The organism is Enterovirga sp. (assembly GCF_035325185.1).
Taxonomy (GTDB): Bacteria; Pseudomonadota; Alphaproteobacteria; order Rhizobiales; family Beijerinckiaceae; genus Enterovirga.
Window position 1 is genome coordinate 1 of sequence record NZ_DAOLAJ010000062.1, and the last position, 22,357, is coordinate 22,357.

A 22,357-nucleotide genomic window follows, 5' to 3' on the forward strand; every position below is an offset into this window, starting at 1 on the left:
CGATCTTCCACTCGATCGGCAGGCCGTGGCAGTCCCAGCCCGGCACGTAGTTGGAATCGAAGCCGAGCATCTGCTGCGAGCGCGTGACGAGATCCTTCAGGATCTTGTTGAGCGCGTGGCCGATATGGATGTTGCCGTTGGCATAGGGCGGGCCGTCATGGAGCACGAAGCGCTCGCGCCCCTGGGCCGCCTCGCGCAGCTTCTCGTAGAGCCCGATCCGATACCAGCGTTCCAGGAGTAGGGGCTCGCGCTGCGGTAGCCCGGCCCGCATCGGGAAATCGGTCTTCGGCAGGAAAAGGGTCTCGGAATAATCGCGGCCCACGCCGGGCTCGCGGCCCGCGCCGGGCTCGCGGCCCGCGCCGGGCTGGCGGTCCGCCTCGGGCGCGCGTTTGGAATTCTTGTCGCTCATGATCGTCGGCCGATGGAGAAATGGAGGCGCGACCGGCCTTGCGAAGGCGGCGCGATGGAACGAGTCCCGGACGCGCGCCCTCAGGCGCGGGCCGGGCCCGTAATTCGCAGCCGGATCGGTGACGCTCGCATGGGCGGGTCTTTAGCAGCCGCGAGGGCCGGGGGACAAGGCGACGCTCACCCGATGAGGGAGAGCGCCGGGCGCGGATGCGCGGCGATGGCGCGAGCCCGCTCCGCGTCCCGTCCCATCGCCGCGACCAGCGCCTCGGCCGAGGCGAATTTCTCCTCCGGCCGGATCCAGTCGAGAAGCTCGACTTCGATCCGCCTTCCGTAGAGGTCGCCCGCGAAATCGAAGAGATGGGTCTCGAAGAGCGGAGCCCCGTCGTCGAAGGTCGGCCGGCGGCCGAAGCTCGCCACGCCCGCATGGACGACGCCCGGAGCGACTGCCGCGCGGACCGCATAGATGCCGTGCCGCAATCCGCAGGACGCGGGAAGCGCGAGATTGGCGGTTGGAAAGCCGAGCGTGCGGCCGATCTTCTCGCCGTGGCGGACCTCGCCCTCGACGAACCAGCGATAGCCGAGAAGCTCTTCCGCCGCCGCGATATCGCCCGCGGCCAGGGCCTCGCGAATGCGCGAGGAGGAGATGGAGGCTCCGCGCCCCTGGACCATCTCCTGGACGTGGACGTCGATTCCCGCCTCCCGGCCGAAATCCGCGAGGAGGGCGGGCGTGCCCGTCCGGCCGCGGCCGAAATGGAAATCGCCGCCGATGACGGCTGCGCGGAGCCCCAGTTGCCCGCGCAGGATCTCCATGACGAAGGTGCGGGCATCGGTTCCCGCAAGCCCCCCGTCGAATCTCTTGACGAAGACGAGGTCGATGCCGAAGGCTCCCAGGATCTTCTGCTTCACCGGCTCGGGCGTCAGTCGGAAGCTTCCCGCGCCGGGCCGAAAGAAGTCGCGTGGATGCGGCTCGAAGGTGAGGATCGCGGCCGGCCGGCCGAGGCGGCGCGCCTGCGCGAGGGTCGCGTCCAGGAGGTGGCGATGACCCCGGTGCACGCCGTCGAAATTGCCGATCGCGGCGACCGCGCCGCGGGGCGGGGCGGGATCGCCGTCATGCCAGGCCGCGGCCGCGCGGTGGCCCTCGAATGCGGGAGGGGAGGCGGGTTGCGTCACGGCGCGTCGCGCCGCCAGGTCAGGTCGTGGATGACATAGGTCGGCCGGACCGCCTGGCCGGCCGCCCAGCGCAAGGCGAAATCCTCGTCGATCCCCTCGTGGCTCGCGCCGAGATCCGCCGCATGGATCCCGCGCGCCACGAGCAGGGTGTCGATCCCGGCTCCGTGGCCTCCCGCGATGTCGGTGCGGATGGCATCGCCGATCCCCAGCGCCCGCGCCCGGTCGAGCGGGCGTCCGAGAAGGTTGCCGCCGAGGTCGAGCGCGGCCTCGTAGATCGGCCGGTGCGGCTTGCCGGGCGTGATCGTGAGGCCGCCGATCTCCTCGTAGGCCGCGGCGATCGCTCCCGCGCAGGCGATCAGCTTGTGGCCGCGCTCGACCACGAGGTCGGGATTGGCGCAGATCATGACGAGATCGCGCGCGCGCATCGCCGCGAGGGTTCCGGCATAGTCCTCGGCCGTCTCGGCCTCGTCGTCGAACAGGCCCGTGCAGACGACGTATTCGGCCTCCTCCAGCGCGGTCGATCGCGCCTCGAGGCTGCGGAAGAGGCCGAGATCGCGTTCCGGGCCGATATGATGGAACATGCGGGTCCCGTTCTGCGCGACGAGGTCGCGGCAGAGGTCGCCCGAGGTGCGGACGTCGTCATAGGCGCTCTTGGGCACCCCGTATTGGTCGAGCTGCCGCACGACCAGCCAGCCCGGCCGCGGCGCGTTCGAGACCAGCACCACGCGCCCCCCGTTCTCGCGGAAGCGCGTCAGCGCCTCGCCCGCGGCGGAAAAAGCCTTGAGGCCGTCATGGAGCACGCCCCAGACGTCGCAGAGGATGAGATCGTAGCGATTGGAAATATCCGCGAAGGAGCGGATGAAGGAGACGGGCCGCATCGGGGCGGGGGCGGGGTCTGAAGGGGACATGGCCGGGCGGCTAGGGTGAGGCGTCCCCGCTGTCAACCGCTGGACACATGCCCCGGCATCGCCAGAGGCGATTGCCCATGCCTGGAGAAGCCCTGTATCTTCCGGGCTTCAACGCGAAGGAGCCGAAATGTCTGGAGCCCGTGGCCTCGAGGCTGCAAACGATCTCTCCGCGCCGAACGATCTGAGCGCCTGGTGGCTGCCCTTCACGGCCAATCGCGCGTTCAAGGCGAAGCCGCGGATCGTCACGCGCGCCAAGGACATGTATTACTATACGCCGGACGGCAAGGCGGTGATGGACGGCTCGGCGGGGCTCTGGTGCGTCAATGCCGGCCACAACCGCGACCGCATCGTGGGTGCGATCCAGGCGCAGGCGGCGGAGCTGGATTTCGCGCCGGCCTTCCAGTTCGCGCACGGGATCGGCTTTCACGTCGCGAGCCGGATCGCCGAGCTGGCGCCGGGCGATCTCGACCACGTCTTCTTCTGCAATTCCGGCTCCGAGGCCGGCGACACCGCCCTCAAGATCGCGATGGCCTATTGGCATACGCAGGGCCAGGGCCAGCGCACCCGCGTGATCGGGCGCGAGCGCGGCTATCACGGGGTGGGCTTCGGCGGCATCTCGGTCGGCGGCATCTCGGCCAACCGCAAGGTGTTCGGCTCCCTGCTCTCGGGCGTCGACCATCTGCCCCATACCTATAACCGGGCCGAGCAGGCTTTCTCGCGGGGCGAGCCGGAATGGGGCGCCCATCTCGCCGACGACCTCGAGCGGATCGTCGCGCTCCACGACGCCTCGACCATCGCCGCGGTGATCGTCGAGCCGATGGCCGGCTCGACGGGCGTCCTCGCGGCGCCGAAGGGCTATCTCAAGCGCCTGCGCCAGATCTGCGACAAATACGGCATCCTGCTGATCTTCGACGAGGTCATCACGGGCTTCGGGCGCCTGGGCTTCGCCTTCGCCGCCGAGCGCTACGGCGTCGTGCCGGACATCATCACCTTCGCCAAGGGCGTGACCTCGGGCACGGTGCCGATGGGCGGCGTCATCGTGCGCAAGCACATCCACGACGCCTTCATGACGGGCCCCGAGCACATCATCGAGCTGTTCCACGGCTATACCTATTCGGGCCATCCGCTCGCCTGCGCCGCCGCCCTGGCGAGCCTCGACACCTATCGCGACGAGAAGCTCTTCGAGCGCGCGGGCAGCCTCGAGGAGAAATGGGCCGACGCCATCTTCAGCCTGAAGGGGCTGCCCAACGTGGTGGATATCCGGCAGGTCGGCCTGGTCGGGGCCATCGAGCTGGCCTCCCGCCCGGACGCGGTCGGCAAGCGCGGCTTCGAGGCGATGGACAGGGCCTTTCACGAATTCGGCCTGATGTGCCGGACGACGGGCGACACCATCGCCATCTCGCCTCCCCTCATCATTTCCGAGGACCAGATCGGCGAACTCGTCGACAAGCTCGCCAAGACCATCAAGGCGGTGGCCTGAGGCGCGGCGCCCGCCGGGTTCGGCCCTTCTTCGGGCCGCCCCGGGGATAGCGGCGCCCTGCGACCGGATCGGGGGATGGCCGGGACAAGCCCGGCCATGACACGAGGAAGCTATGCCCGGGTCGCGCGACGCTTGTCATGACCGGGCAGGTAGAGACGTCGCCTGGTATGTGCGCGTCGCATAGCAGCCTGCCGTGCTAAGAATTTCTTATTAGAATATATGATTATAAGTCTATTTTATCAAATATACGCGCCAGTTCTATGACGTTGCCGATGCCTAGCTTCGTCATCATCCTGCGCCGATGGACCTTGATCGTTTGCTCGACGATTCCCAAATCCGCCGCGATGTCCTTGTTCATCTTCCCCGCGAGAACGTGAGGAATGATCTCCCTCTCCCGAGGTGTCAGCGTCGCCAGCCTTTCTCGCCAGGCGTGGTGCTCGGCCTGCGCGGCGCGGGCTTCGGCGTCGAGGGCTTCGGCGCGCGCGAGCGCGTCGAGCAGGGCCTGATCATCGACCGGCTTGGTCAGAAAATCGACGGCGCCCGCGCGCATGGCGCGAACCGTCACGGAAATGTCTCCGCGGCCCGTGAGGAAGATGATCGGACGGTGCGCTCCACGCGCGATCATGGCGCGCTGCAATTCGAGCCCGGTCATGCCGGGCATGGCGAGGTCGACGATCGCGCAGCCGGGGACCGACACGTCGTCGGCTTCGAGAAACGCCGCCGGGCACGCGAAGGTCCTGACGCTGTAGCCCCTGATGCGAAGCCGCCGGGACAGGGCCCTCAGGACACCGACGTCGTCGTCGACGATGGAAACTTCGAAGGACGAGGTCATCAGGGCGCCGGAGCGTTCGCGGTGGCGAGAGGCAGGAGCAGCGTCGCGACGGCGCCCTTCTCGGGCCCGTTCTCGACGGTCAGATGCCCCCCGTGCGATTGGACGATCGTCGTGCAGATGGACAGGCCGAGCCCGAGCCCGTGCTCCTTCGTGGTGTAGAAGGGCTCGAACACGCGATGCAGGTCGCCCGGCCCGATCCCCTGTCCGGTATCGGTCATCTTGATCCGCACCTCTCCCACCTCCGTCATGTCCGTCGCGATCGCGACGAGACGGTCCGTCTCCGGCAAGGTGGAATCCATCGCATTCATCAGGAGATTGAGCAGCACCTGCTGGATCTGGACCGCATCCCCCTCGAGGTCGGGAAGCCCCTCCGCCAAGGAATGCCGGAACGTCACTCCCCGGCTGGCAGCATCGTTGCTGACGAGCTTGATCGTGTCCTCGATCAGGCCGTTGATATGGATCGTTTCGGTCCGCGCCTCTCCGCGCTTCAGGAGGCCACGCAACCGCGTGACGACCTCGCTGGCGCGATGGTTTTCGCTGACGATGTCGGTGAGCGTGTCGCGCAACTCCCCAAGTTCGATCGTCCGCTCCCGGATCATGTCCAGCGCCGCGTGGGCGTTCGATTGAACGGCCGCCAGCGGCTGGTTGATTTCGTGCGCGATGGCTCCCGACAATTCGCCCACCAGGGAGACGCGCATCAGATGGGCCACCTCTTGCCTGCGCGCCGAAATCTCAGCCTCGGCGATTTTTCGGTCGGTGATGTCGACAATGATCCCGCGCAATTGTCCGTCGCCTGCTGTATCGCCCGGACGGGATTGGCTTCTGACGGAGAGCCACCGGCTTGAGCCGTCCCGCCGGGGGACGTGCAGATCCAGGCCATGAGGCTCGCACAGCCCGCTTTCTCCGTCGAGGAAGCCCCGGACAAGCTCGCGCTGATCCGGGTGGATCGCGCCGAGAAGGGTCTCCGGCGTCAGGGGCGTATCTCCATCGAGGCCCAGGAGAGCGCGGCAATGATCGGTGCCCCAGAACTGCTTCTTGCTCGGGTCATATTGCCAGAGCCCCGCATTGATGGACTTCGCGGCAAAGGCCATGCGCTCCTCGCTCGTCCGCAGCGCCTCCTGGATTTTCTTCCGCCGATGGCGCTGGAGCAGAAGGAGCGCGACCAGCGCGAGCAGGACCGCGATGACCAGCAGCGTGCCGAGGACGATGCTCCTGTGCCGCTGCCAGAGGCTGGGCTCCCTGAAGAGAACGGCCGTCCCTGCAGGGAGGTCGCTTTCCGACAGGTTCCAGCGCCGCAGCGCGTTCACATCGACGCGATAGGCCTGGAGGGGGCTGGATCGCGGCGGCAGGTCGGCCGGATCGGCGCCGTCCAGGATCTTGAGGGCCAGGTCGGCGGCGGCGATGCCGTGGTCCTCGAAGGTCTCGCTGTAGCCGCCGAGGATGCCGCGCCCGAGGCTTTCGGTGTAGCTCGAATAGACCGGCGCCGGTGAGGCACGGGCCACGGCCTGGCCGACCTCGCCGGGCACGACGGATTTGCCCGTGCCGTCGACGAAGACCGTCAGCATCACGACGATCGCGTCGGGCGGAAGCGCGGCGACCTCCGCCAGGAGCCGCTCGATCGGCAGCTCGAACAATTCATGCACGCGATACTTGCCCGCCCAGGCCTGGACGACCTTGCGGGCGACGCCCTGCCAGCGGCGGTCGATCGGGGCGCTGCCCGCGACGAGATAGAGGTCCGTGGCCTTCGGCTGGAGACGCTCGGCCAGAGAGATGGTCTTCGCCAGATCCAGCTCGATGATGATGCCCGTGACGTCGCGCGGGGCATTCTGCGCCGCGTAATTGGCGCGCGAGACCGACGCGAAGACGGCCGGAACCCCCGGAGCGATGATGTGCCGGTATTTGAGAAGGAACGGAAACGCCTCCCCGCCGACCGTCATGACGAGATCGAGGGGAAGGCCCCGGTATTTGGCGGCCAGGTGGCGGGCCATCTCCTCCTGCTTTTCCGGGGTCGCGTTGCGGATCAGGTCGAGGAAATCGGCGTCGATAACGAGCTTGTCGCGCGAGCGTTCCAGCAGGCGCTCCCGGGCGGAAGCGCCGACGAGGCTCGCCGCCTTGTGCATGAAATTATAGGCGTGAAGCATCAGGATGCGCCGTTCCCGCTGGGCTCCGGCTGGCGCGGAGAGAAGCATCACGCAGGACAGGCCGCCGAGCATGGCCGCCGTCCGGCCCCAAATCCGCATCGCTCGAAGCCCCCGGGACGTCACGTCTTTCCTCCTCGATCGGGCCTAGCCCGAAATTCCCGGCGCTGTCGATCATGCATCGCGGCAGGGGCGCGACAGTAACCCTAGGGTTAATAGACGGGATGACCTCGCCCGACTTAGCTCGGCCCGAGTTAGGTCGGGAGAACGACGAGTGCCGAGGCGCACCAGGACGCAGATGAGACCAGAATCTGGCCCCGCCGCCCCGGCCGATCCGGTCCCGGCCGGGATGTCGCACTTGCCGCTGCATCGCATTGTTCTCATGTCGTACGATTGGTTCTCCGATCTGTCCGAGCAGGTCCGGGCCGACGTGCTGGCTCGCGGGCAGCGGCGCAAATTCGCCAAGGGAGAGCGGATCTATTCGCGTGGCGACAGGGCGGATTGCTTCTTCAGCGTGCTCGAAGGACAGGTTCGGCTGAGCGGCGTCTCCGCGGTTGGGCGGGAGACCGTGCTCGACTTCTTCGGCCCCGGCACCTGGTTCGGGGAGGTGGGATTCTTCGACGACCTGCCGCGGACGCACGACATCCAGGCTCACGAGGCGGCGGCCGTGCTCGGCCTGACGCGAGCGGATGTCGAGGAACTGACCGCCGCGCATCCCGAATTCGGGCGCGCCGTCCTGCGGCTTCAGGCGCTTCGGATCAGATTGCTGCTCATGGCCCTCGAGCAGTATTCCGCGCAATCGCTGGAGCAGCGCCTCGCGAGCCGGCTCCTGATGCTCGCGGGCCCCTTCGGAACGGACATGCCGGACGGGAAGAGGATCGATCTGCGCCTGTCCCAGAAGCTGCTGTCGCAACTGATCGGCTCGACCCGGCAGCGGGTGAACCAGATCCTGCTTAATTGGGAAGCGAGTTCTGTGATCACGCACCGCTACGGGACCATCGTCATTCGAGACTACGGGAAACTGGAGAAGGTCGCGATCATGTAGCCGGGGATCACGAAAAACGACGCGGCCGGCTCCTTCCCCCGCTCGCAGGGAACTCGCGCGATCGAACGGGCCAAGCGTTGCTCGACCTGTGGCCTCCGCTCGGCGCGCGGCAATAAAACTGTCCGGGATTTGCATCGTGACGTGCCTTTCCGGGCTGTTATGATGGCAATCTCCGGCCGCAGAAAGCTGCCTGACGGCATGCTGTTGCCGAATGATGTTTGATTTATGCTTAGAGCGATTGAAATCTGCCTAGTATAGCCGAGGAATTTGCTATTCGGCAGAGCCATAACGCTAGGTGGAGCGAGGGGCGTGGGGTTTCGTGGTCGACTTGCCCGCTTGGGGGCTGCCTTCGGGCTCGGTATCCGTCGCGGCCGAAAAAGCCGATGCGGGCTGGGCGTCGGGCTGATCGCGACGATCTGCTCCGCGACCGCGGCTTCGGCGGTGGAGGGCGCGGCCACCTACTATCTTCAGGGAGCAAACGTCCCCGCCGGGGGGCTGATGCCTCCTCCGGGGGTTTATTTCGACGATACGACCTATTTCTACAGCGGGAAATTCAAGGCGGGGCGCACCACGCAGCTCGGCGGAAACCAGGTTCTCGATGTCCGCTTGAACGCCTGGGCCAATTTCCCGACCGCCCTATGGGTGACGCCGGTGGAGATCCTGGGCGGGAACCTCGCCCTGTCCGCGACGGCGCCTTTCGGCGAGCCCGCAGTTCGCGCCGCGGCGATCCTGGACGGCCCGCTCATCCACCAGGCCCTCGGCCGCCCGATCGGGTTCGCCGCCCGGGATGCGGTCGTGAATTTCGCCGATCCCCTCGCCACGGCGAGCATCGGCTGGCACAACGGCAATTGGCACTGGAAGGTCGGTGCCGCCGTCAACATTCCCGTTGGGGACTACCGGCCCGGCGAGTTGTCGAATATCGCATTTCATCGCTGGATCGGTGACTTCACATTCGGCGTGACCTATCTCGACCCGACGCTCGGGCTCGATATCTCGACCGTCGCCGGCTTCCTGGTCAACGGCGCAAATCCCGTGACAGACTATCGCTCGGGCAATGAATTCCACATCGATGGCTCGATCTCGAAGAATCTGACGAAGCAATTGTCGGTCGGCATCCTCGCTTCCTATTACGAGCAGGTGAGTGCCGACAGCGGCGCCGGCAACCAGGTCGGTCCGTTCAAGGGGCGAAGCACCGCGATCGGCGGCACGATCGGCTACACGTTCAATCTCGGCGACCTCCCGGTTTCCACGCGGGTCAAGGTCATGCGGGAGGTCGAGGTCGAGAACCGGCCGCGAGGCACCCTGGGCTGGGTGCAGGTCACGATCCCATTATGGACGCCTCCCGCGCCGCAAGCGTCCTCGCGGATGGCCGTCCGCTAGAGCGCTCCGCACCACCGTCGGATTGCCGAATGGGGAAAGAATACATGCCGGGGGCTAAGGTTTCGTTCGGCTGGGCGGCGACCATGGCTTGCCTGTTGCTTGCAAATATGCTCGCCGCTCCCATCGCGCGGGCGGACGAGGCCGACGATCTCGCGAAAAAGACGCAGAACCCGGTCGCCGATCTCATCAGCGTGCCCATCCAGGGCAATTTCCAGTGGGGCGGCGGCAGAAGCGACAAGGGGTTCGCGACGACGACCAACATCCAGCCCGTCATTCCGATCGGCATCACGGACGACTGGAACCTCATCATCCGCACGATCCTTCCCGTGTCATCGCGCCTGCATTACGCGCCGAACGGCGTCGCCGGGATCGGCGACACCACGCAGAGCTTCTTCCTGTCTCCGAAGCAGCCGACGAACGGGATCATCTGGGGAGCCGGCCCCGTCTTCCTCTGGCCGACGGCGAGCCACGACATTCTCGGCTCAGGCAAGTGGGGCGCCGGCCCCACCGGTGTCGCGCTCATCCAGCAGGGACCCTGGACGGTCGGGGCGCTCGCCAATCACATCTGGTCCTATGCCGGTCCGCTCGGCCGCGACACGGTCAGCGCGACTTTCCTGCAGCCCTTCATCGCCTACAATCTCGGACAGGGCGTCAGCATCGCCGTGAACACCGAATCCACCTACGACTGGACGCACGGGCAATGGACCGTGCCGATCAACACCACCATCAGCAAGGTCTTCACTATCGGCGGCCAGGCCATGAGCGCGGCCGTCGGCGCGACCTATTTCGCGGCCCGGCCTGACGGCGCACCGCGCTGGGGGATCCGCACCTCGCTGACCTTTCTCTTCCCGACCCGGTAGCGGCGGGGCCATGCTGCCCGCTTGCAGAAGGCTCTCCTCGCGCGCAGGCGGCAAGGTCGCATGGCGGATCAACGGGGGATGAAGCCATGACATCATAAGTCGGGCGATCCTGCTCCAAACTGTCGCGGATTTGCAGTAGACAATCCGCGGCCGATCGATAGTCTAGTTTCTGCCAGATGACGCGCGAGCATTTGAAGTTGCGCTATTTTGACGAGCAGATCTGGAGAAATGATATATCTTATCTAAAATAAGACAAGACTAATTCGACGCGACATAGTGATTGGTGACAGCGCATCATGATTGGCGGCAAACGCATTCTGGGTGATCTCGACCGACGTTCTCTTTTCACCGGCACCGCCGCGTTCGTCGCGATCGGGGTAGGGGGCGGCGATTCGGCCGCGGCTCAGTCGGATCCCCTGCCGAGCTGGAACGAGGGGCCGGCGAAGCGGTCGATCGTCGAGTTCGTGGCCCGCGTCACCGGGCCGGGGCCGGACTTCGTTCCCGTGGCCGAGCGCATCGCGGTCTTCGACAACGATGGAACGCTCTGGGCGGAACAGCCCATGTATACGCAGGCCTATTTCATCCTGCATCGGTTGCAGGCCCTCGCTCCGAACCATCCGGAGTGGGAGACGAGGGAGCCGTTCGCGTCCTTGCTGAAAGGCGACATGCGGCGCGCGGCCTCGCTCGCCAGCGAGGCCGACATCGCGGAAATCATGACCGTGACGCATGCGGGAATGACGACGGACGAATTCGAATCGTCCGTCCGCGAATGGATCGGCAGCGCGAAGCATCCCGAGACGGGCCGCCTGTTCAGCCGGATGGTCTACCAGCCGATGCTGGAGCTGCTCGCCTATCTGCGCGCGAACGGCTTCAAGACCTTCATCGTGTCCGGCGGCGGTATCGAGTTCATGCGGCCGTGGACGGAAGCGGTTTACGGCATCCCGCCCGAGCAGGTCGTCGGCACGGCCGGCGGACTGAAATTCGAGCTTGGCGATGGTAAGCCGGTGCTGCGCAAGCTGCCGACGCTCGTCCACAACGACGACAAGGACGGCAAGCCGATCGGCATCCAGCGGCATATCGGCCGGCGCCCCATCGCCGCCTTCGGCAATTCAGACGGCGACCTCGCGATGCTGCAATGGACCGCGGCCGGGCCGGGGCCGCGTCTCGCCCTTTACGTCCATCACACCGATGCCGCGCGCGAGTGGGCCTACGACCGCAAGTCTCACGTCGGCCAGCTCGACAGGGGCCTCGACGAAGCGCGCGCGAAGGGCTGGACCGTCGTCAGCATGAAGGACGACTGGAAGACCATCTATCCGTGACGATCGGCCGGCCCGGTCGGATTTCCATCGAGAATGTGTGACTTCAGGGAGGATGCCATGGCAGCCGATGATGCAGGAAAGCCCGAAGCCGGCCGGAAAGCCCTCGACCGGCGGAGCATCCTCCTCGGCGGCACCGCGCTTTCGGCGGCATCTGCCGTGGCGTCCAGAGCATCGGCCCAGCCTGCTCAGACCCAGGCGGCATCGCCTTCGGGGCGCCGGCCGAACATCCTGGTCATCATGGGCGACGATATCGGCCAAGCCAATATCAGCGCCTTTACATTCGGGCTGATGGGCTATCGAACCCCCAATATCGACCGGATCGCCCGGGAGGGCATGCTCTTCACCGATTATTACGCCGAGCAGAGCTGCACGGCGGGGCGGTCCTCGTTCATCACGGGGCAGGCGACGCTGCGGACGGGCCTGTCCAAGGTCGGACTTCCGGCGGCGGATATCGGCCTGCGCGCCGAGGACATGACCATTGCCGAGGCGCTGAAGCCGCTCGGCTATGCGACCGGGCAATTCGGCAAGAACCACCTGGGCGATCGCAACGAATTCCTGCCGACCGTCCACGGCTTCGACGAATTCCTCGGCAACCTCTATCATCTCAACGCGGAAGAGGAGCCCGAACATCCCGACTACCCGAAGGATCCTGCCTTCAAGGCGCGGTTCGGCCCGCGCGGCGTGATCCGCTCCAAGGCCAGCGACCACGACGATCCGACAGTCGATCCGCGCTTCGGCCGGGTGGGCAAGCAGGTGGTCGAAGATACCGGCCCGCTCACCAGGAAGCGCATGGAGACGATCGACGACGAGACCTGCAATGCGGCCGTCGATTTCATCAAGCGGCAGAAGCAGGCCGACCGTCCGTTCTTCTGCTGGTTCAACGCCACTCGCATGCATGCCATCACGCATGTGCGCCCCTCGATGACCGGGCAGAGCGGCATCAGCGAATATGCCGACGGCATGATCGAGCATGACGGCCATGTCGGCCAATTGCTGAAGGCACTCGACGACCTCAACATCGCCAACGACACGATCGTCGTCTATACGACCGATAACGGGCCACATATCAATACATGGCCAGACGCGGCCATGACCCCGTTCCGCAGCGAGAAGAACTCGAACTGGGAGGGGGCTTTCCGGGTGCCGACATTCGTGCGCTGGCCGGGCCGCATCCGGGCGGGCAGCGTTTCGAACGAGATCGTATCGGGGCTGGACTGGTTCCCGACCTTGCTGGCCGCGGCGGGCGATACCGGCGTCAAGGAGCGCCTGCTCACGGGCTGGCAAGTCGGCGGCCGCGCCTACAAGCTTCATCTCGACGGCTACAACCAACTCCCGCACCTGACCGGACAGCAGGACAAGTCGGCGCGCAAGGAGTTCTTCTATTTCAACGACGACGGGCAACTCGTCGCGCTCCGCTACGAAAATTTGAAGATCGTGTTCTGCGAACAGCGCTCGCCCGGCACGATGGCGCTCTGGCGCGAGCCTTTCGTCTGCCTGCGCGGCCCCAAGGCCTTCAACCTGCGCATGGATCCCTACGAGCGGGCCGACATCACGTCGAACACCTATAACGACTGGATGTTCCAGCGCTCGTTCTTCGCGGTGCCGGCGCAGGCCGTGGTGGCGCAGTTCATCACCACCTTCAAGGACTTCCCGCCGCGCCAGACGCCGTCGAGCTTCAGCGTCGACCAGATCATGGAGACGCTGAAGCGCCCGGCCGACAATTGACGCCTGCCGCGGGAGAGGATCATGCACGGGGATGACATGGTGCCGTCCGGGTATCGTCGAAGGAGCATACTGAAGTCGCTGCTGCTCGGCAGCGCTGCATGCGGCTCCGGTCTGCTCTCGATGACGCTTGATCCGCAGTGCGCGGAAGCCTGTTCCCGCATTCTGTGGAAGAACAGCCTGGGGACCTATGTCGGACGCGGCGAGGATTGGTTCTCGGACGCTCCGACCGATCTGTGGGTGTTGCCGCGCGGCATGGAGCGGGCCGGAGCCGTCGCCGACAACCCGTACAAGTGGACCAGCCAATATGGCAGCCTGGTCGTCGTGATGGACGACCACGTCTCGATGTCCGGCATGAACGAGCGCGGCTTTTCTGCGCATGTGCTGTGGCTGTCGGACACCAAGGTGGCGCCGAGGGATCCGAAGCTGCCGGCCATTTCCATCAGCCAGTGGATGCAATGGTATCTGGACAGCTTCGCGACGGTGAAGGAGGCGGCCGAGGCGTCGCGGAACCTGCCGTTCCAGATCCGCATGGCGATGGATCACAACGGCACGAAGGGGCTGTTCCACATCGCCGTGGAGGATGTGAGCGGGGATTCCGCGATCTTCGAGATGATCGACGGCGAGATGAAGATCTATCACGACCGCCGCTACGTGGTCATGACCAACGAGCCCACCTACGACCAGCAGCTCAAGGTGGTGTCACAATATGTCGGCTTCGGCGGCGACAAGCCTTTGCCCGGCACCAGCGAGCCGTCCGACCGCCTGGTGCGGGGCGCCTATTACGCAACGAACCTGCCCGACCCCGCGAACGAGCGGGAAGCGGTCGCGTCCCTGCTGAGCGTCATGCGCAATGTCGGCATTCCGTATGAAAGCCCGAGCGCGCATCGGCAATCGACCCATCCGGAAGCGACGCCGGCACTCACCCGCACGATCTTCCGCCTCATCATGAACCTCGACGAGCGGGTCGTCTTCTTCGACCGCGTGCTGAGCCCGACGGTGTTCTGGGTGAGGCTCGACGGGTTCGATTTCAAGAAAGGCGCAGAGGTGAAGAAGCTGCCGACAAACGGCAACGACCTCGCCTACGACGCCACCGGCAAATTCAAGCCCGCGAAGATGTTCACTTTCATATCCGGCACCGAAGACACGTTGGGCGGGCCGTAGCAGCCATGAGCGAAGGCTTGAAAAGCCTAGACGCATCCAACTGAGTCGAACGACGGTCGAAGGAAATCCATGCCCGTATCTGGTGTGAAATTCATCGCCCCCCTTGGTGGCCTTGCCCTGGCGGCTTTGCTCGCCGGCCCTGCCGCCGCCCAGGTGACGCAGGAGCCGCTCGGCGGGCAGCCGGCGCCCGGCAGCATGCGCTCGAACGTCGATTTCGACTACCAGGTCAAGTATCAGCGCGCCTTCGAAGCCCTGCTCTGGTCGCTGCCGCGCGTCGGGATTCAGAACGGCCGCGTCTCGACCTTCGGATTGGGCGCGAAGGACAACGACATTCTTGCGTGGTCCGGACCGGCGACTCCGAAAATGGAGACCATCACGCCGAACAGCTCGACCAACTACATCGTCGCCTATACCGACCTGAAGAGCGGGCCGGTCGTGCTGGACATTCCGGCGGCGGGACCGGATGGCAGCCTGTACGGGCAGGTCGTCGATGCCTGGCAGATGACGATCGCCGATGTCGGACCGTCCGGCGTGGACGGCGGCAAGGGCGGCAAGATCCTGTTCACGGGACCCGATTTCAGTGGCGCCGTGCCGCCGGGCTACATTCATGTGAAGTCGCCCTACCGCCGGATCATGTTCGCCTTCCGCACGGTCCGCGCGCCGGGCAAGACGGCGGAGGACGCCTACGCCTACACCAAGCGTCTGCGGATGTACGACCTGTCGCAGGCGGCCAATCCGCCGGCGCAGAGATTTCTCGATCCCGTCAACGACCGCTACCCGACCTTGCCGCCCTACGACGAGACCTATTTCAAGCATCTCTACGACACGTTCACCTATGAGCCCGTCATGCCGCAGGACAAGCCCATGATGGGGCTTCTGGCCTCGCTGGGGATCGAGCGTGGCAAGCCGTACAATCCCGACGATCTCACGAAGCGTGCAATGCGGCAGGCGGCGGTCGACGCCTGGGCTTATTTGCAGGAGCGGTTCGATCGTCTGCCGCGCGATATGTATTTCTGGCCCGACCGCCAGTATGTCCCGCTGCTGCTGCCGGACCGGAACCGCGGCTTCTCCTACGAATATCCCGACCGCATCGATGTCGACGGGCGCGCGCTCGCCTTCTTCTGGTGCACGCTCGTGCCTGCGCAGGTCTCCGATCGGCCGGCCGTCTACTATCTGATGGCGATGGCCGACAAGGACGGGCGACCGCTCGAGGCGGGACGAACCTACAAAGTCAATGTTCCCGCCAAGATGCCGGTGAAGCAGTTCTGGGCCCTGACCCTGTACGACCGCGCCACCATGGGCTTCATCTATACGGAGTCGATGCGCACCACCCTCGATTCCTACAGCGCCGACAAGATGAAGAAGAACGCCGACGGCAGCGTCACGCTGTATGTCGGCCCGAGGGCGCCCGATGGCCTTGAGGCGAACTGGATTCCGACCGGCGGCAAGCGGCCGCTGCCGGCGTTCCGCTTCTATGGCCCGGACGAGCCGCTCTACGACAAGACGTTCAAGATGCCCGACTTCGAGCGCGTCGACTGAGGCACGAAGGGACGTCGTCTTCCAACACTCTCGAGTTCAGGAGAAGCAGCATGAAAATGCGCATTCTAGCTGTTGCCGCGGCAGCTGCGGTCTCGGCCAATATCGCGCTTGCGCAGAGCTTTCCCGATCCGCTTCTGACGTTGCCCGTCACCGCCGAAAGCATCGCGAAGGCGAAGGAGCTGGACGCCTATGCGCTGGGCGTGTCCGCCTATCTTTGGGGCTATCCGCTCGTGCGCATGGAGCGGATCGTCCGCGAATATATCGACGTGAAGGGACCGCAGCCGGGGACGAGCTATCGCGCGCCGCTCAACCGCATCGGCTGGGCCACCGAACTGGCCACGCCCTCGGCCAAGGACATGCCCGCGGCCAACAACGACACGCTCTACATGAGCGCGGTCGTGACGTTGACGGAGCCGTATGTGCTGAGCGTTCCCGATACTGACGGCCGCTACTACGTCGTCAACGTCTTCACGATGTATCATGAGGATGAACAGGATATCGGGCGGCGCGTGACGGGCACGAAGGCGGGCCGTTTCGCTATCGTGCCGCCGGGCTGGAAGGGAAAGCTGCCCGAGGGAGTGCAGCGCATCGACGTGTCGACCGACAAGGTGTGGCTCTGGGGGCGCCTGCACATCAGGGACGGAGAGCCGTCCGGTCCGGTGAGGGCGCTGCAAGCCAAGTTCGACCTTCGGCCGCTCGGTCAGCTCGAGAATGCGACATACGCCGCTCAGCCCGCGGAGCTTCCTCCCCTGCCCGACATCGCCGGCGACGATCTCGGTTTCTTCACGCATCTCGGCTTTGCGATGCGGCACAATCCGATCCTGCCGCGCGACGCGGCGCTCGCGGGACAATTGGAGCGGATCGGGCTGACGAGGAACGGCTTCGACAGAACGAAGCTTTCCCCCGAGCAGGTCGCCGCCCTCAAGCGCGCGCTGGCCGACGGCGCCGTCGTGGCGTCGGCCGCCGTCTCCACCACCGCGAAGAAGGTGGGATCGTGGGATTCGACGATCATCGACGGCTACGGCTTCAATTATCCCCTGCGCGCGGTGCATTCGGGTCCCTACCTCGGCGGCAACATGGCGCAGGAGGCGTATTATCCCAGCACTTACCTGGATTCGCAGGGTGAGCCGCTGACCGGCGCGAACAAGTACGAGCTCCGCTTCGCCAAAGCGCCGCCGGTGGATGCGTTCTGGTCCGCAACCCTCTACAATGCGGATGACAAGATGCTCGTCGACAATCCGATCAACCGCTACAAGGTCGGATCGGAAACGCCGGGGCTGAAGACCAATCCGGACGGATCGATCAGCGTCCCGATTCAGCATGACGAGCCCGCGGGAGCAGGGAAGTCCAACTGGCTTCCGGCGTCGAAGGGCAACTTCTTCCTCGTCCTGCGCTTCTATCAGCCGCGCAAGGAGCTGTTGAGCGGCGCGTATCCGCTGCCGACCTTAACCAAGACGCAGTGACGGCATCGAGAAGCATATTGATCCCGAGGGAGCGCGTCATGTCTCGAGAAAGCGATCGGCTGGGATGTGCGAGCCGAAAGCTCGATCGCCGCAGCGTCCTGCTCGGCGGTACCGCGGTGACGGCAGCATCGACTTTGTCGGCGAATGTGTCGGTGCAGGTCGCCCACGCACAAACACCGGCGGCATCTGCCGATCGCAAACCCACGAATCCTGGATCGGTCCAGGCCTATCCCGATCCGCTGATCACCGCCGTCGCAACCCCGGACAGCGTCGCCAGGGCGAAGGAAATCGAAGCCTATACGCTCGGCGTGTCGGCTTATCTCTGGGGCTATCCGCTGGTCCGCATGGAGCGGATCATGCGGGAATATACCGACGTGCGGGCGCCCCAGCCCGCGACCAGCTATCGCGCGGCGCTCAACCGGATCGGCTGGGCCACGGCACTTGCGACGCCGCTCGCCAAGGACATGCCGACCGCCAACAACGACACCCTCTACATGAGCGCGGTCGTGGCCTTGACCGAGCCCTACGTCCTGAGCGTGCCGGATACGAAGGACCGCTACTACGTGATCAACGTCTTCACGACCTATCACGAGGACGAACATGATATCGGCCGCCGCACCACCGGGACCAAGGCCGGTCGCTTCGCGATCGTTCCGCCCGGCTGGAAGGGGGAGCTGCCCGCGGACCTGAAGCGGCTCGATGTGTCGACCGACAAGGTCTGGCTCTGGGGCAGGCTCCACGTCCGGGATGGCGAGGACCCGGCGGCGGTCGAGGCGCTGCTGCCGAAGTTCGACCTCCGGCCCCTGAGCCAGCTCGCAAGCCCAAAATATGCCGCGACCGCCGCGGCGCTCCCGTCCCTGCCGGACATTGCCGGAGACGAGCTCGGATTCTTCGCTCATCTGGGTTACGCCATGCAGCATAACCCGATCCTGCCGCGCGACGCCGCGCTGGTCGGTCAATTCGAGCGCATCGCACTGACGCCGAAAGGATTCGATCGTTCCAAGCTCTCGCCGGAACAGATCCGAGGTCTCCGACGCGCGCTCGATGATGCGCCGGTCGTCGCAAGTGCGGCCATTACGACGACGTCGATCAGGAAGGACGGATGGGATTGGGCGGTCCTCGACGGGTACGGCTTCAACTATCCGCTGCGAGCCGTCCATTCGGGCCCCTATCTTGGAGGAAACTCGGCAAGAGAGGCTCTCTATCCCAACACCTATGTCGACTCTGAAAATAATCCGTTGACCGGCGCCCACCGATATGAACTCCGGTTTACCAAGGCGCCGCCGGTTGACGCTTTCTGGTCGCTCACGATCTACAACGCCGACGACAAGATGCTCGTCGATAATCCGATCAATCGTTACAAGGTGGGATCGGAGACGCCCGGACTGAAGGTCAGCCCGGACGGCTCGTTCACAATCCTGATTCAACATGACCAGCTTCAGGGGCCGGACAAGACGAATTGGCTTCCGGCACCTGCCGGCAAATTCAATCTATTCCTCCGATTCTATCAGCCTCGTCCGGAAATACTGAACGGAAGTTATACTTTGCCTCATCTTGTAAAGATGCCCTGAGAGTTGCGGTCATCAGCTCTCCGATAGTTCGCAAGGAGGCGGTCCCCAGGCCGTGGCCTAAAACAGCGGTTATGCAAAGCGGGCAAGCACGCTCGATTGACGTGCCATCGGTCAGCCGGTCGGACGCTGCGAGCACGCCCCACTAGTCGAACCTGCCGCTGGCATGGGCCAGGATCAGGAAGACCCGGCCCGTCTCCGAGCTGAGATAGGCGCGGCGCATCTCGTCGCCGTTGGCATATCCGGGCAGGCCCTCGAGCAGGCGCTCGAATTCGGTGACGTAGCGGTCGACGGTCGCGCGGAAGCCGGCATCGGCCGCATAGTTCCGCCGGACATCCTCGACGATCTCCTTGCCGCCGGCGTCGCGGAGACGGGAGGCGAAGAGGCCCGTCTCGCCGCGCTGATGCCGCAGCCAGAGGTCGAGCGCGTCCTCGCCCGACAGCAGGGCCGCGAGATCCGACGAGATGGTGTCGAGGGAGCGGGCCGGGCGGCGGGCCTCGCGCGCTGGTTGCGGCGGCGGGGCCGAGGGGGCGCCGCGCCCTTCGTCCCGGGCGGCTTCCACCACCTCCGCGAGACGCCCCCCGCCCCCGCTGGCGGGCCGTGAGGGGCCGCGGTCGACGCCCTGGGACGGCTCGGGGGTGAAGGAGGGCCGCAGCTCGACCGGCGAAGCCGGCTCCTCGGCGGGGCGCGGCCGGGCGGGGGCGACGTCCTGGCTGCGGCTGGCGCGCGAGATGAGGGCGGAGAGCTCGCCCAGCGCCTTGACCTGGTCCATGACGACACGGCGCATCTCTGCCGTGGTCGCCTCCGTCTCGGCGGGGAGCCCGGCAATGCCCTGGCGCAGGGCGGCGCGGGTCCGCTCCAGCTCGTCGTGGATGTCGGAGGCCATCCCCCGCAACTCGCCCGCCGCGGCGCGGAAGCCTTCGAGCGAGCGGCTGATCCGGTCCGACACCTCGCTGCTCATGGTCTCGAAATGATCGCGCAACTCGGTGACGGAGCGCTCCGCCTCCTCGTTCGCGCTGCCGCGCAGCCGCTCGAAATGCTGCGCGAGCGCCGCAGCGGCGCTCTGGGCGCCGGAGGCGAGGGCGGCGCCGAGCCGGGTCGCGCGCTCCTCGGTGTCGCTGACCGTCGAGGAAAGGAGCGAGCCGAGGGCACGCGTCTCCTGCGCGAAGGCGGCGGCGCGGCTGTCGACCGTCTCGATCAACTCGCCGAGGCTCGCGCGGCGCTCGGCCAGGGATTGCGAGAGGCGGTTCTCGACATCGCCGAGCTGGCCGGTCGCCTCGGCGATGGCGGAAAGCTGGGAGCGGGTCCCGCGGGCGAATTCCTGCCCGCTCTCGTCCATCCGCCGCACGAGGGAGGACACGTCCTGCAATGCGCCGCCCGAGGCCGTCTTCAGGGATTCCACCTGCTCGCCCAGGAGATCGACGGCGCGCGTCGTCTCGTTGGTGACGTCGGAGAGGAGCGCCTGGAGCTGGTGGATGCGGCCGGCGAGCCCGTCCTCCACGGCTTCGAGATTGCCGTGGGCGTCGGACGAGGTCCGCCGGATCAGCCCGTTGGCCTCTTCGAGGCGCCGGATGATCGAGCCGAACTCCGTCCGCACGGCGTCTTGCGCCGCGGCGAGGTCGTGAACGGCGCCGGACGTGCCCTGCTCCATGCTGGCGCGCAGGGATTCGACCGAGCCGGCATAGAGCGAGGCGATCTCCGCGAAGGTGCCGCGCAGGCCGCCGAGGACGGATTGCGAGCGCTCGTCGAGGAGGCGCGTGACGCGGCTGCCGGCCTCGTCGAGGCCGCTCGCGAGCGTCTCGGCGCGGTCCGCGATCGCGGCGGCGAGCTCGGAGCCGCGATCGGTCACGATCTCGCGGATGAGGTCGGTGCCCTCCGTCAGCGCGGCCTGCAATTGCCGCGTCTGCGCCCCGATCATGCGGGCCGCCTCGCCGCCCTGCCGCTCGATCGCGGCCGCGAGGGTCGTGCCGCGCTCCTCCAGCAATTCGCGCAGCGACGCGGTCCGCCCGTCGAGCAGGAGCTGGAACTCCTGGATGCGGCGGTCGAGTCCCTCGACGGCCTCCCGGCCCCCCGTCTCGATATTGCCGACGATCCGGGCGCCGTGAGAGCCGATCAGGGTCGCGGTCGCGGCGCCGCGCGTGTCGAGGGCGTTCGTGAACTCGCTCGTCCGCTGCTCGAACATGGCCGTCATGTCGGCCATCTGCTTGCCGAGGGTGAGGGCGATCGAATCGCTGCGCTTCTCGAGGATGGAGCCGAGGGTGGCGCTCCGCCGGTCGAGGAGATCGACGAAATCGGACGCCTTCGCATTCATGTGCTCGGAGGCCGATTCGATCTTTCCGCCCACGAATTCGGCCTGGCGGTCGAGCACCTGCGCGACCTCCGCGACCTGGTTTCCGAGGGTCGCGATCACGGCCTGCCCCTTGCGGCCGACCTGCTCGGCGAGGTCCGCCCCGCCGCCCTCGATGAGGTCGCGGAAGGAGGCGAGGCGGCCGTCGAAGGTCTCCTGCACCCGCCCGACCGCGGCATCGACCTCGGCCACGACCGTGCGGCCCTGCTCGCCGACGCGCCGGGCGAGGCCCGAGCCGCGCTCGTCGAGAAGATGCGTGAAGGCGGCGTTGGCAGTGTCGAAGAGCCGCGCAGCCTCCGCCATCTTCGCGCCGATCTGGATGCTGGCCGCCTCGCCCTGGGCGGCGAGGGCGCGCACGGCTTCCCCGCCATCCTGCTCGAAGAGGCGCGCGATCTCGGTGATCCGCCCGTCGAGCTGGGTGCTGACCGCCTCCCCGCGGGCGGTGAGCGTCCGGGACGCCTGGTCGCCCTGTTCCTCGAAGATCCGCACGACCTCGGCGAGGCGCGCATCGATCTCGCCCGTGACGGATTCTCCCGTCCTGGAGAGGGTCCTCAGCAAGTCGCCGCCGCGTTCCGCGAAGAGCATGGTGAGGCGGTTGGAGCCGGTCTCGAACAACTCGGCGGCCTCGGCGATCTGGCCGCCCAGCGAGGCGGTCACGAGGGCGCCCTGGCGGGCGAGCCCGTCGGCGGCGGCGCGGCTGCGCTCGTCGAGAAGCGCCACGACGCGATTCGTCGAGGTGTCGAGCAGTTCCGAAGCCTCCGCCACGCGCGCGCCGAGGGCGGTGCTGGCGGCGGCGCCCTGGCGCGTCAGGCCCTCGACCGTGGCGCGGCCACGCTCGTCGAAGATCTGGGTGAGCCCCGCCAGCCGCCGGTCGATCTCGGAGGTGACGCTGTCGCCCCGTTCGGCGAGAGTGCGCGCGGCCTCGCCGCCTGCCTGCTCGAAGAGACGTTCGAGCTTCTCGATCCGGCTCTCGATCTGGCTTGTGACGGCGGCTCCCTGGGTGGAGAGGCCGTG

The 22,357-nt window shown here is 66.4% G+C and carries 16 protein-coding genes; 10 read left to right on the plus strand and 6 right to left on the minus strand.

The genetic code is table 11. The features are described from left to right. The 3 genes from PKD06_RS12730 to PKD06_RS12740 all read right to left on the minus strand — a co-directional run. Window positions 1–409: class I tRNA ligase family protein (locus PKD06_RS12730; protein WP_324380589.1), on the minus strand; the 409-nt coding region annotated here is incomplete at its 3' end. 176 nt (window positions 410–585) lie between these two features. After that, window positions 586–1,578, minus strand: a complete 993-nt coding sequence (locus tag PKD06_RS12735) for a bifunctional riboflavin kinase/FAD synthetase (protein ID WP_324380591.1) — start codon at window positions 1,576–1,578, stop codon at window positions 586–588. Next, the gene (locus tag PKD06_RS12740; protein ID WP_324380593.1) at window positions 1,575–2,486 is read right to left on the minus strand and encodes a TIGR01459 family HAD-type hydrolase; all 912 of its coding nucleotides are present in this window, start codon (window positions 2,484–2,486) and stop codon (window positions 1,575–1,577) included. The genes PKD06_RS12735 and PKD06_RS12740 overlap by 4 nt, the downstream gene beginning before the upstream one ends. Before the next feature lie 127 nt (window positions 2,487–2,613). Here PKD06_RS12740 and PKD06_RS12745 point away from each other — a divergent pair, with 127 nt between their 5' ends. Further along, window positions 2,614–3,966, plus strand: coding sequence for an aspartate aminotransferase family protein (locus PKD06_RS12745; RefSeq protein WP_324380595.1), 1,353 nt, complete (start codon window positions 2,614–2,616; stop codon window positions 3,964–3,966). Window positions 3,967–4,189: 223 nt separating this feature from the next. On the opposite strand, the gene PKD06_RS12750 is transcribed toward PKD06_RS12745, so the two are convergent. Together PKD06_RS12750 and PKD06_RS12755 are read right to left on the minus strand one after the other, a co-directional pair. Continuing rightward, entirely contained in the window at window positions 4,190–4,798 is a 609-nt protein-coding gene (locus tag PKD06_RS12750) for a response regulator (protein WP_324380597.1), read from the minus strand. Beyond that, entirely contained in the window at window positions 4,798–7,062 is a 2,265-nt protein-coding gene (locus tag PKD06_RS12755) for an ATP-binding protein (RefSeq protein WP_324380599.1), read from the minus strand. The genes PKD06_RS12750 and PKD06_RS12755 overlap by 1 nt, the downstream gene beginning before the upstream one ends. Before the next feature lie 256 nt (window positions 7,063–7,318). On the opposite strand from PKD06_RS12755, the gene PKD06_RS12760 reads away from it, so the two are divergent. The 9 genes from PKD06_RS12760 (at window position 7,319) to PKD06_RS12800 (ending at window position 18,999) form a co-directional block, all read left to right on the plus strand. Continuing rightward, on the plus strand, window positions 7,319–7,981 hold the full coding sequence (locus PKD06_RS12760) for a Crp/Fnr family transcriptional regulator (protein WP_324380601.1): 663 nt from the start codon (window positions 7,319–7,321) through the stop codon (window positions 7,979–7,981). Between the two features lie 498 nt (window positions 7,982–8,479). Continuing rightward, complete coding sequence (locus tag PKD06_RS12765) at window positions 8,480–9,361, plus strand: transporter (RefSeq protein ID WP_324380603.1); 882 nt, start codon at window positions 8,480–8,482, stop codon at window positions 9,359–9,361. 83 nt (window positions 9,362–9,444) lie between these two features. Beyond that, window positions 9,445–10,221 carry a transporter gene (locus PKD06_RS12770; protein ID WP_324380605.1) on the plus strand — a complete coding sequence of 259 codons (777 nt, stop codon included), beginning with the start codon at window positions 9,445–9,447 and terminating at the stop codon, window positions 10,219–10,221. 296 nt (window positions 10,222–10,517) lie between these two features. Beyond that, the gene (locus tag PKD06_RS12775) at window positions 10,518–11,540 is read left to right on the plus strand and encodes an HAD family hydrolase (protein WP_324380608.1); all 1,023 of its coding nucleotides are present in this window, start codon (window positions 10,518–10,520) and stop codon (window positions 11,538–11,540) included. Window positions 11,541–11,597: 57 nt separating this feature from the next. Continuing rightward, on the plus strand, window positions 11,598–13,265 hold the full coding sequence (locus PKD06_RS12780; RefSeq protein WP_324380610.1) for an arylsulfatase: 1,668 nt from the start codon (window positions 11,598–11,600) through the stop codon (window positions 13,263–13,265). Between the two features lie 21 nt (window positions 13,266–13,286). Then, on the plus strand, window positions 13,287–14,426 hold the full coding sequence (locus PKD06_RS12785) for a linear amide C-N hydrolase (RefSeq protein ID WP_324380611.1): 1,140 nt from the start codon (window positions 13,287–13,289) through the stop codon (window positions 14,424–14,426). Between the two features lie 69 nt (window positions 14,427–14,495). Continuing rightward, the gene (locus tag PKD06_RS12790) at window positions 14,496–15,965 is read left to right on the plus strand and encodes a DUF1214 domain-containing protein (RefSeq protein ID WP_324380613.1); all 1,470 of its coding nucleotides are present in this window, start codon (window positions 14,496–14,498) and stop codon (window positions 15,963–15,965) included. Window positions 15,966–16,105: 140 nt separating this feature from the next. After that, entirely contained in the window at window positions 16,106–17,428 is a 1,323-nt protein-coding gene (locus PKD06_RS12795) for a DUF1214 domain-containing protein (RefSeq protein ID WP_324380615.1), read from the plus strand. A gap of 38 nt (window positions 17,429–17,466) precedes the next feature. Further along, the gene (locus PKD06_RS12800) at window positions 17,467–18,999 is read left to right on the plus strand and encodes a DUF1214 domain-containing protein (protein WP_324380617.1); all 1,533 of its coding nucleotides are present in this window, start codon (window positions 17,467–17,469) and stop codon (window positions 18,997–18,999) included. 142 nt (window positions 19,000–19,141) lie between these two features. On the opposite strand, the gene PKD06_RS12805 is transcribed toward PKD06_RS12800, so the two are convergent. Further along, window positions 19,142–22,357, minus strand: a 3,216-nt coding sequence (locus tag PKD06_RS12805; protein ID WP_324380619.1) for a hypothetical protein, incomplete at its 5' end; no start/stop codon positions are given.

Coding starts and splice junctions, on each gene's coding strand:
- PKD06_RS12740 (WP_324380593.1), bottom strand. CDS start 2,486: ATGTCCCCTTCAGACCCCGCCCCCGCCCCGATGCGGCCCGTCTCCTTC.
- PKD06_RS12745 (WP_324380595.1), top strand. CDS start 2,614: ATGTCTGGAGCCCGTGGCCTCGAGGCTGCAAACGATCTCTCCGCGCCG.
- PKD06_RS12750 (WP_324380597.1), bottom strand. CDS start 4,798: ATGACCTCGTCCTTCGAAGTTTCCATCGTCGACGACGACGTCGGTGTC.
- PKD06_RS12760 (WP_324380601.1), top strand. CDS start 7,319: ATGTCGTACGATTGGTTCTCCGATCTGTCCGAGCAGGTCCGGGCCGAC.
- PKD06_RS12765 (WP_324380603.1), top strand. CDS start 8,480: ATGCCTCCTCCGGGGGTTTATTTCGACGATACGACCTATTTCTACAGC.
- PKD06_RS12770 (WP_324380605.1), top strand. CDS start 9,445: ATGGCTTGCCTGTTGCTTGCAAATATGCTCGCCGCTCCCATCGCGCGG.
- PKD06_RS12775 (WP_324380608.1), top strand. CDS start 10,518: ATGATTGGCGGCAAACGCATTCTGGGTGATCTCGACCGACGTTCTCTT.
- PKD06_RS12780 (WP_324380610.1), top strand. CDS start 11,598: ATGGCAGCCGATGATGCAGGAAAGCCCGAAGCCGGCCGGAAAGCCCTC.
- PKD06_RS12785 (WP_324380611.1), top strand. CDS start 13,287: ATGCACGGGGATGACATGGTGCCGTCCGGGTATCGTCGAAGGAGCATA.
- PKD06_RS12790 (WP_324380613.1), top strand. CDS start 14,496: ATGCCCGTATCTGGTGTGAAATTCATCGCCCCCCTTGGTGGCCTTGCC.
- PKD06_RS12800 (WP_324380617.1), top strand. CDS start 17,467: ATGTCTCGAGAAAGCGATCGGCTGGGATGTGCGAGCCGAAAGCTCGAT.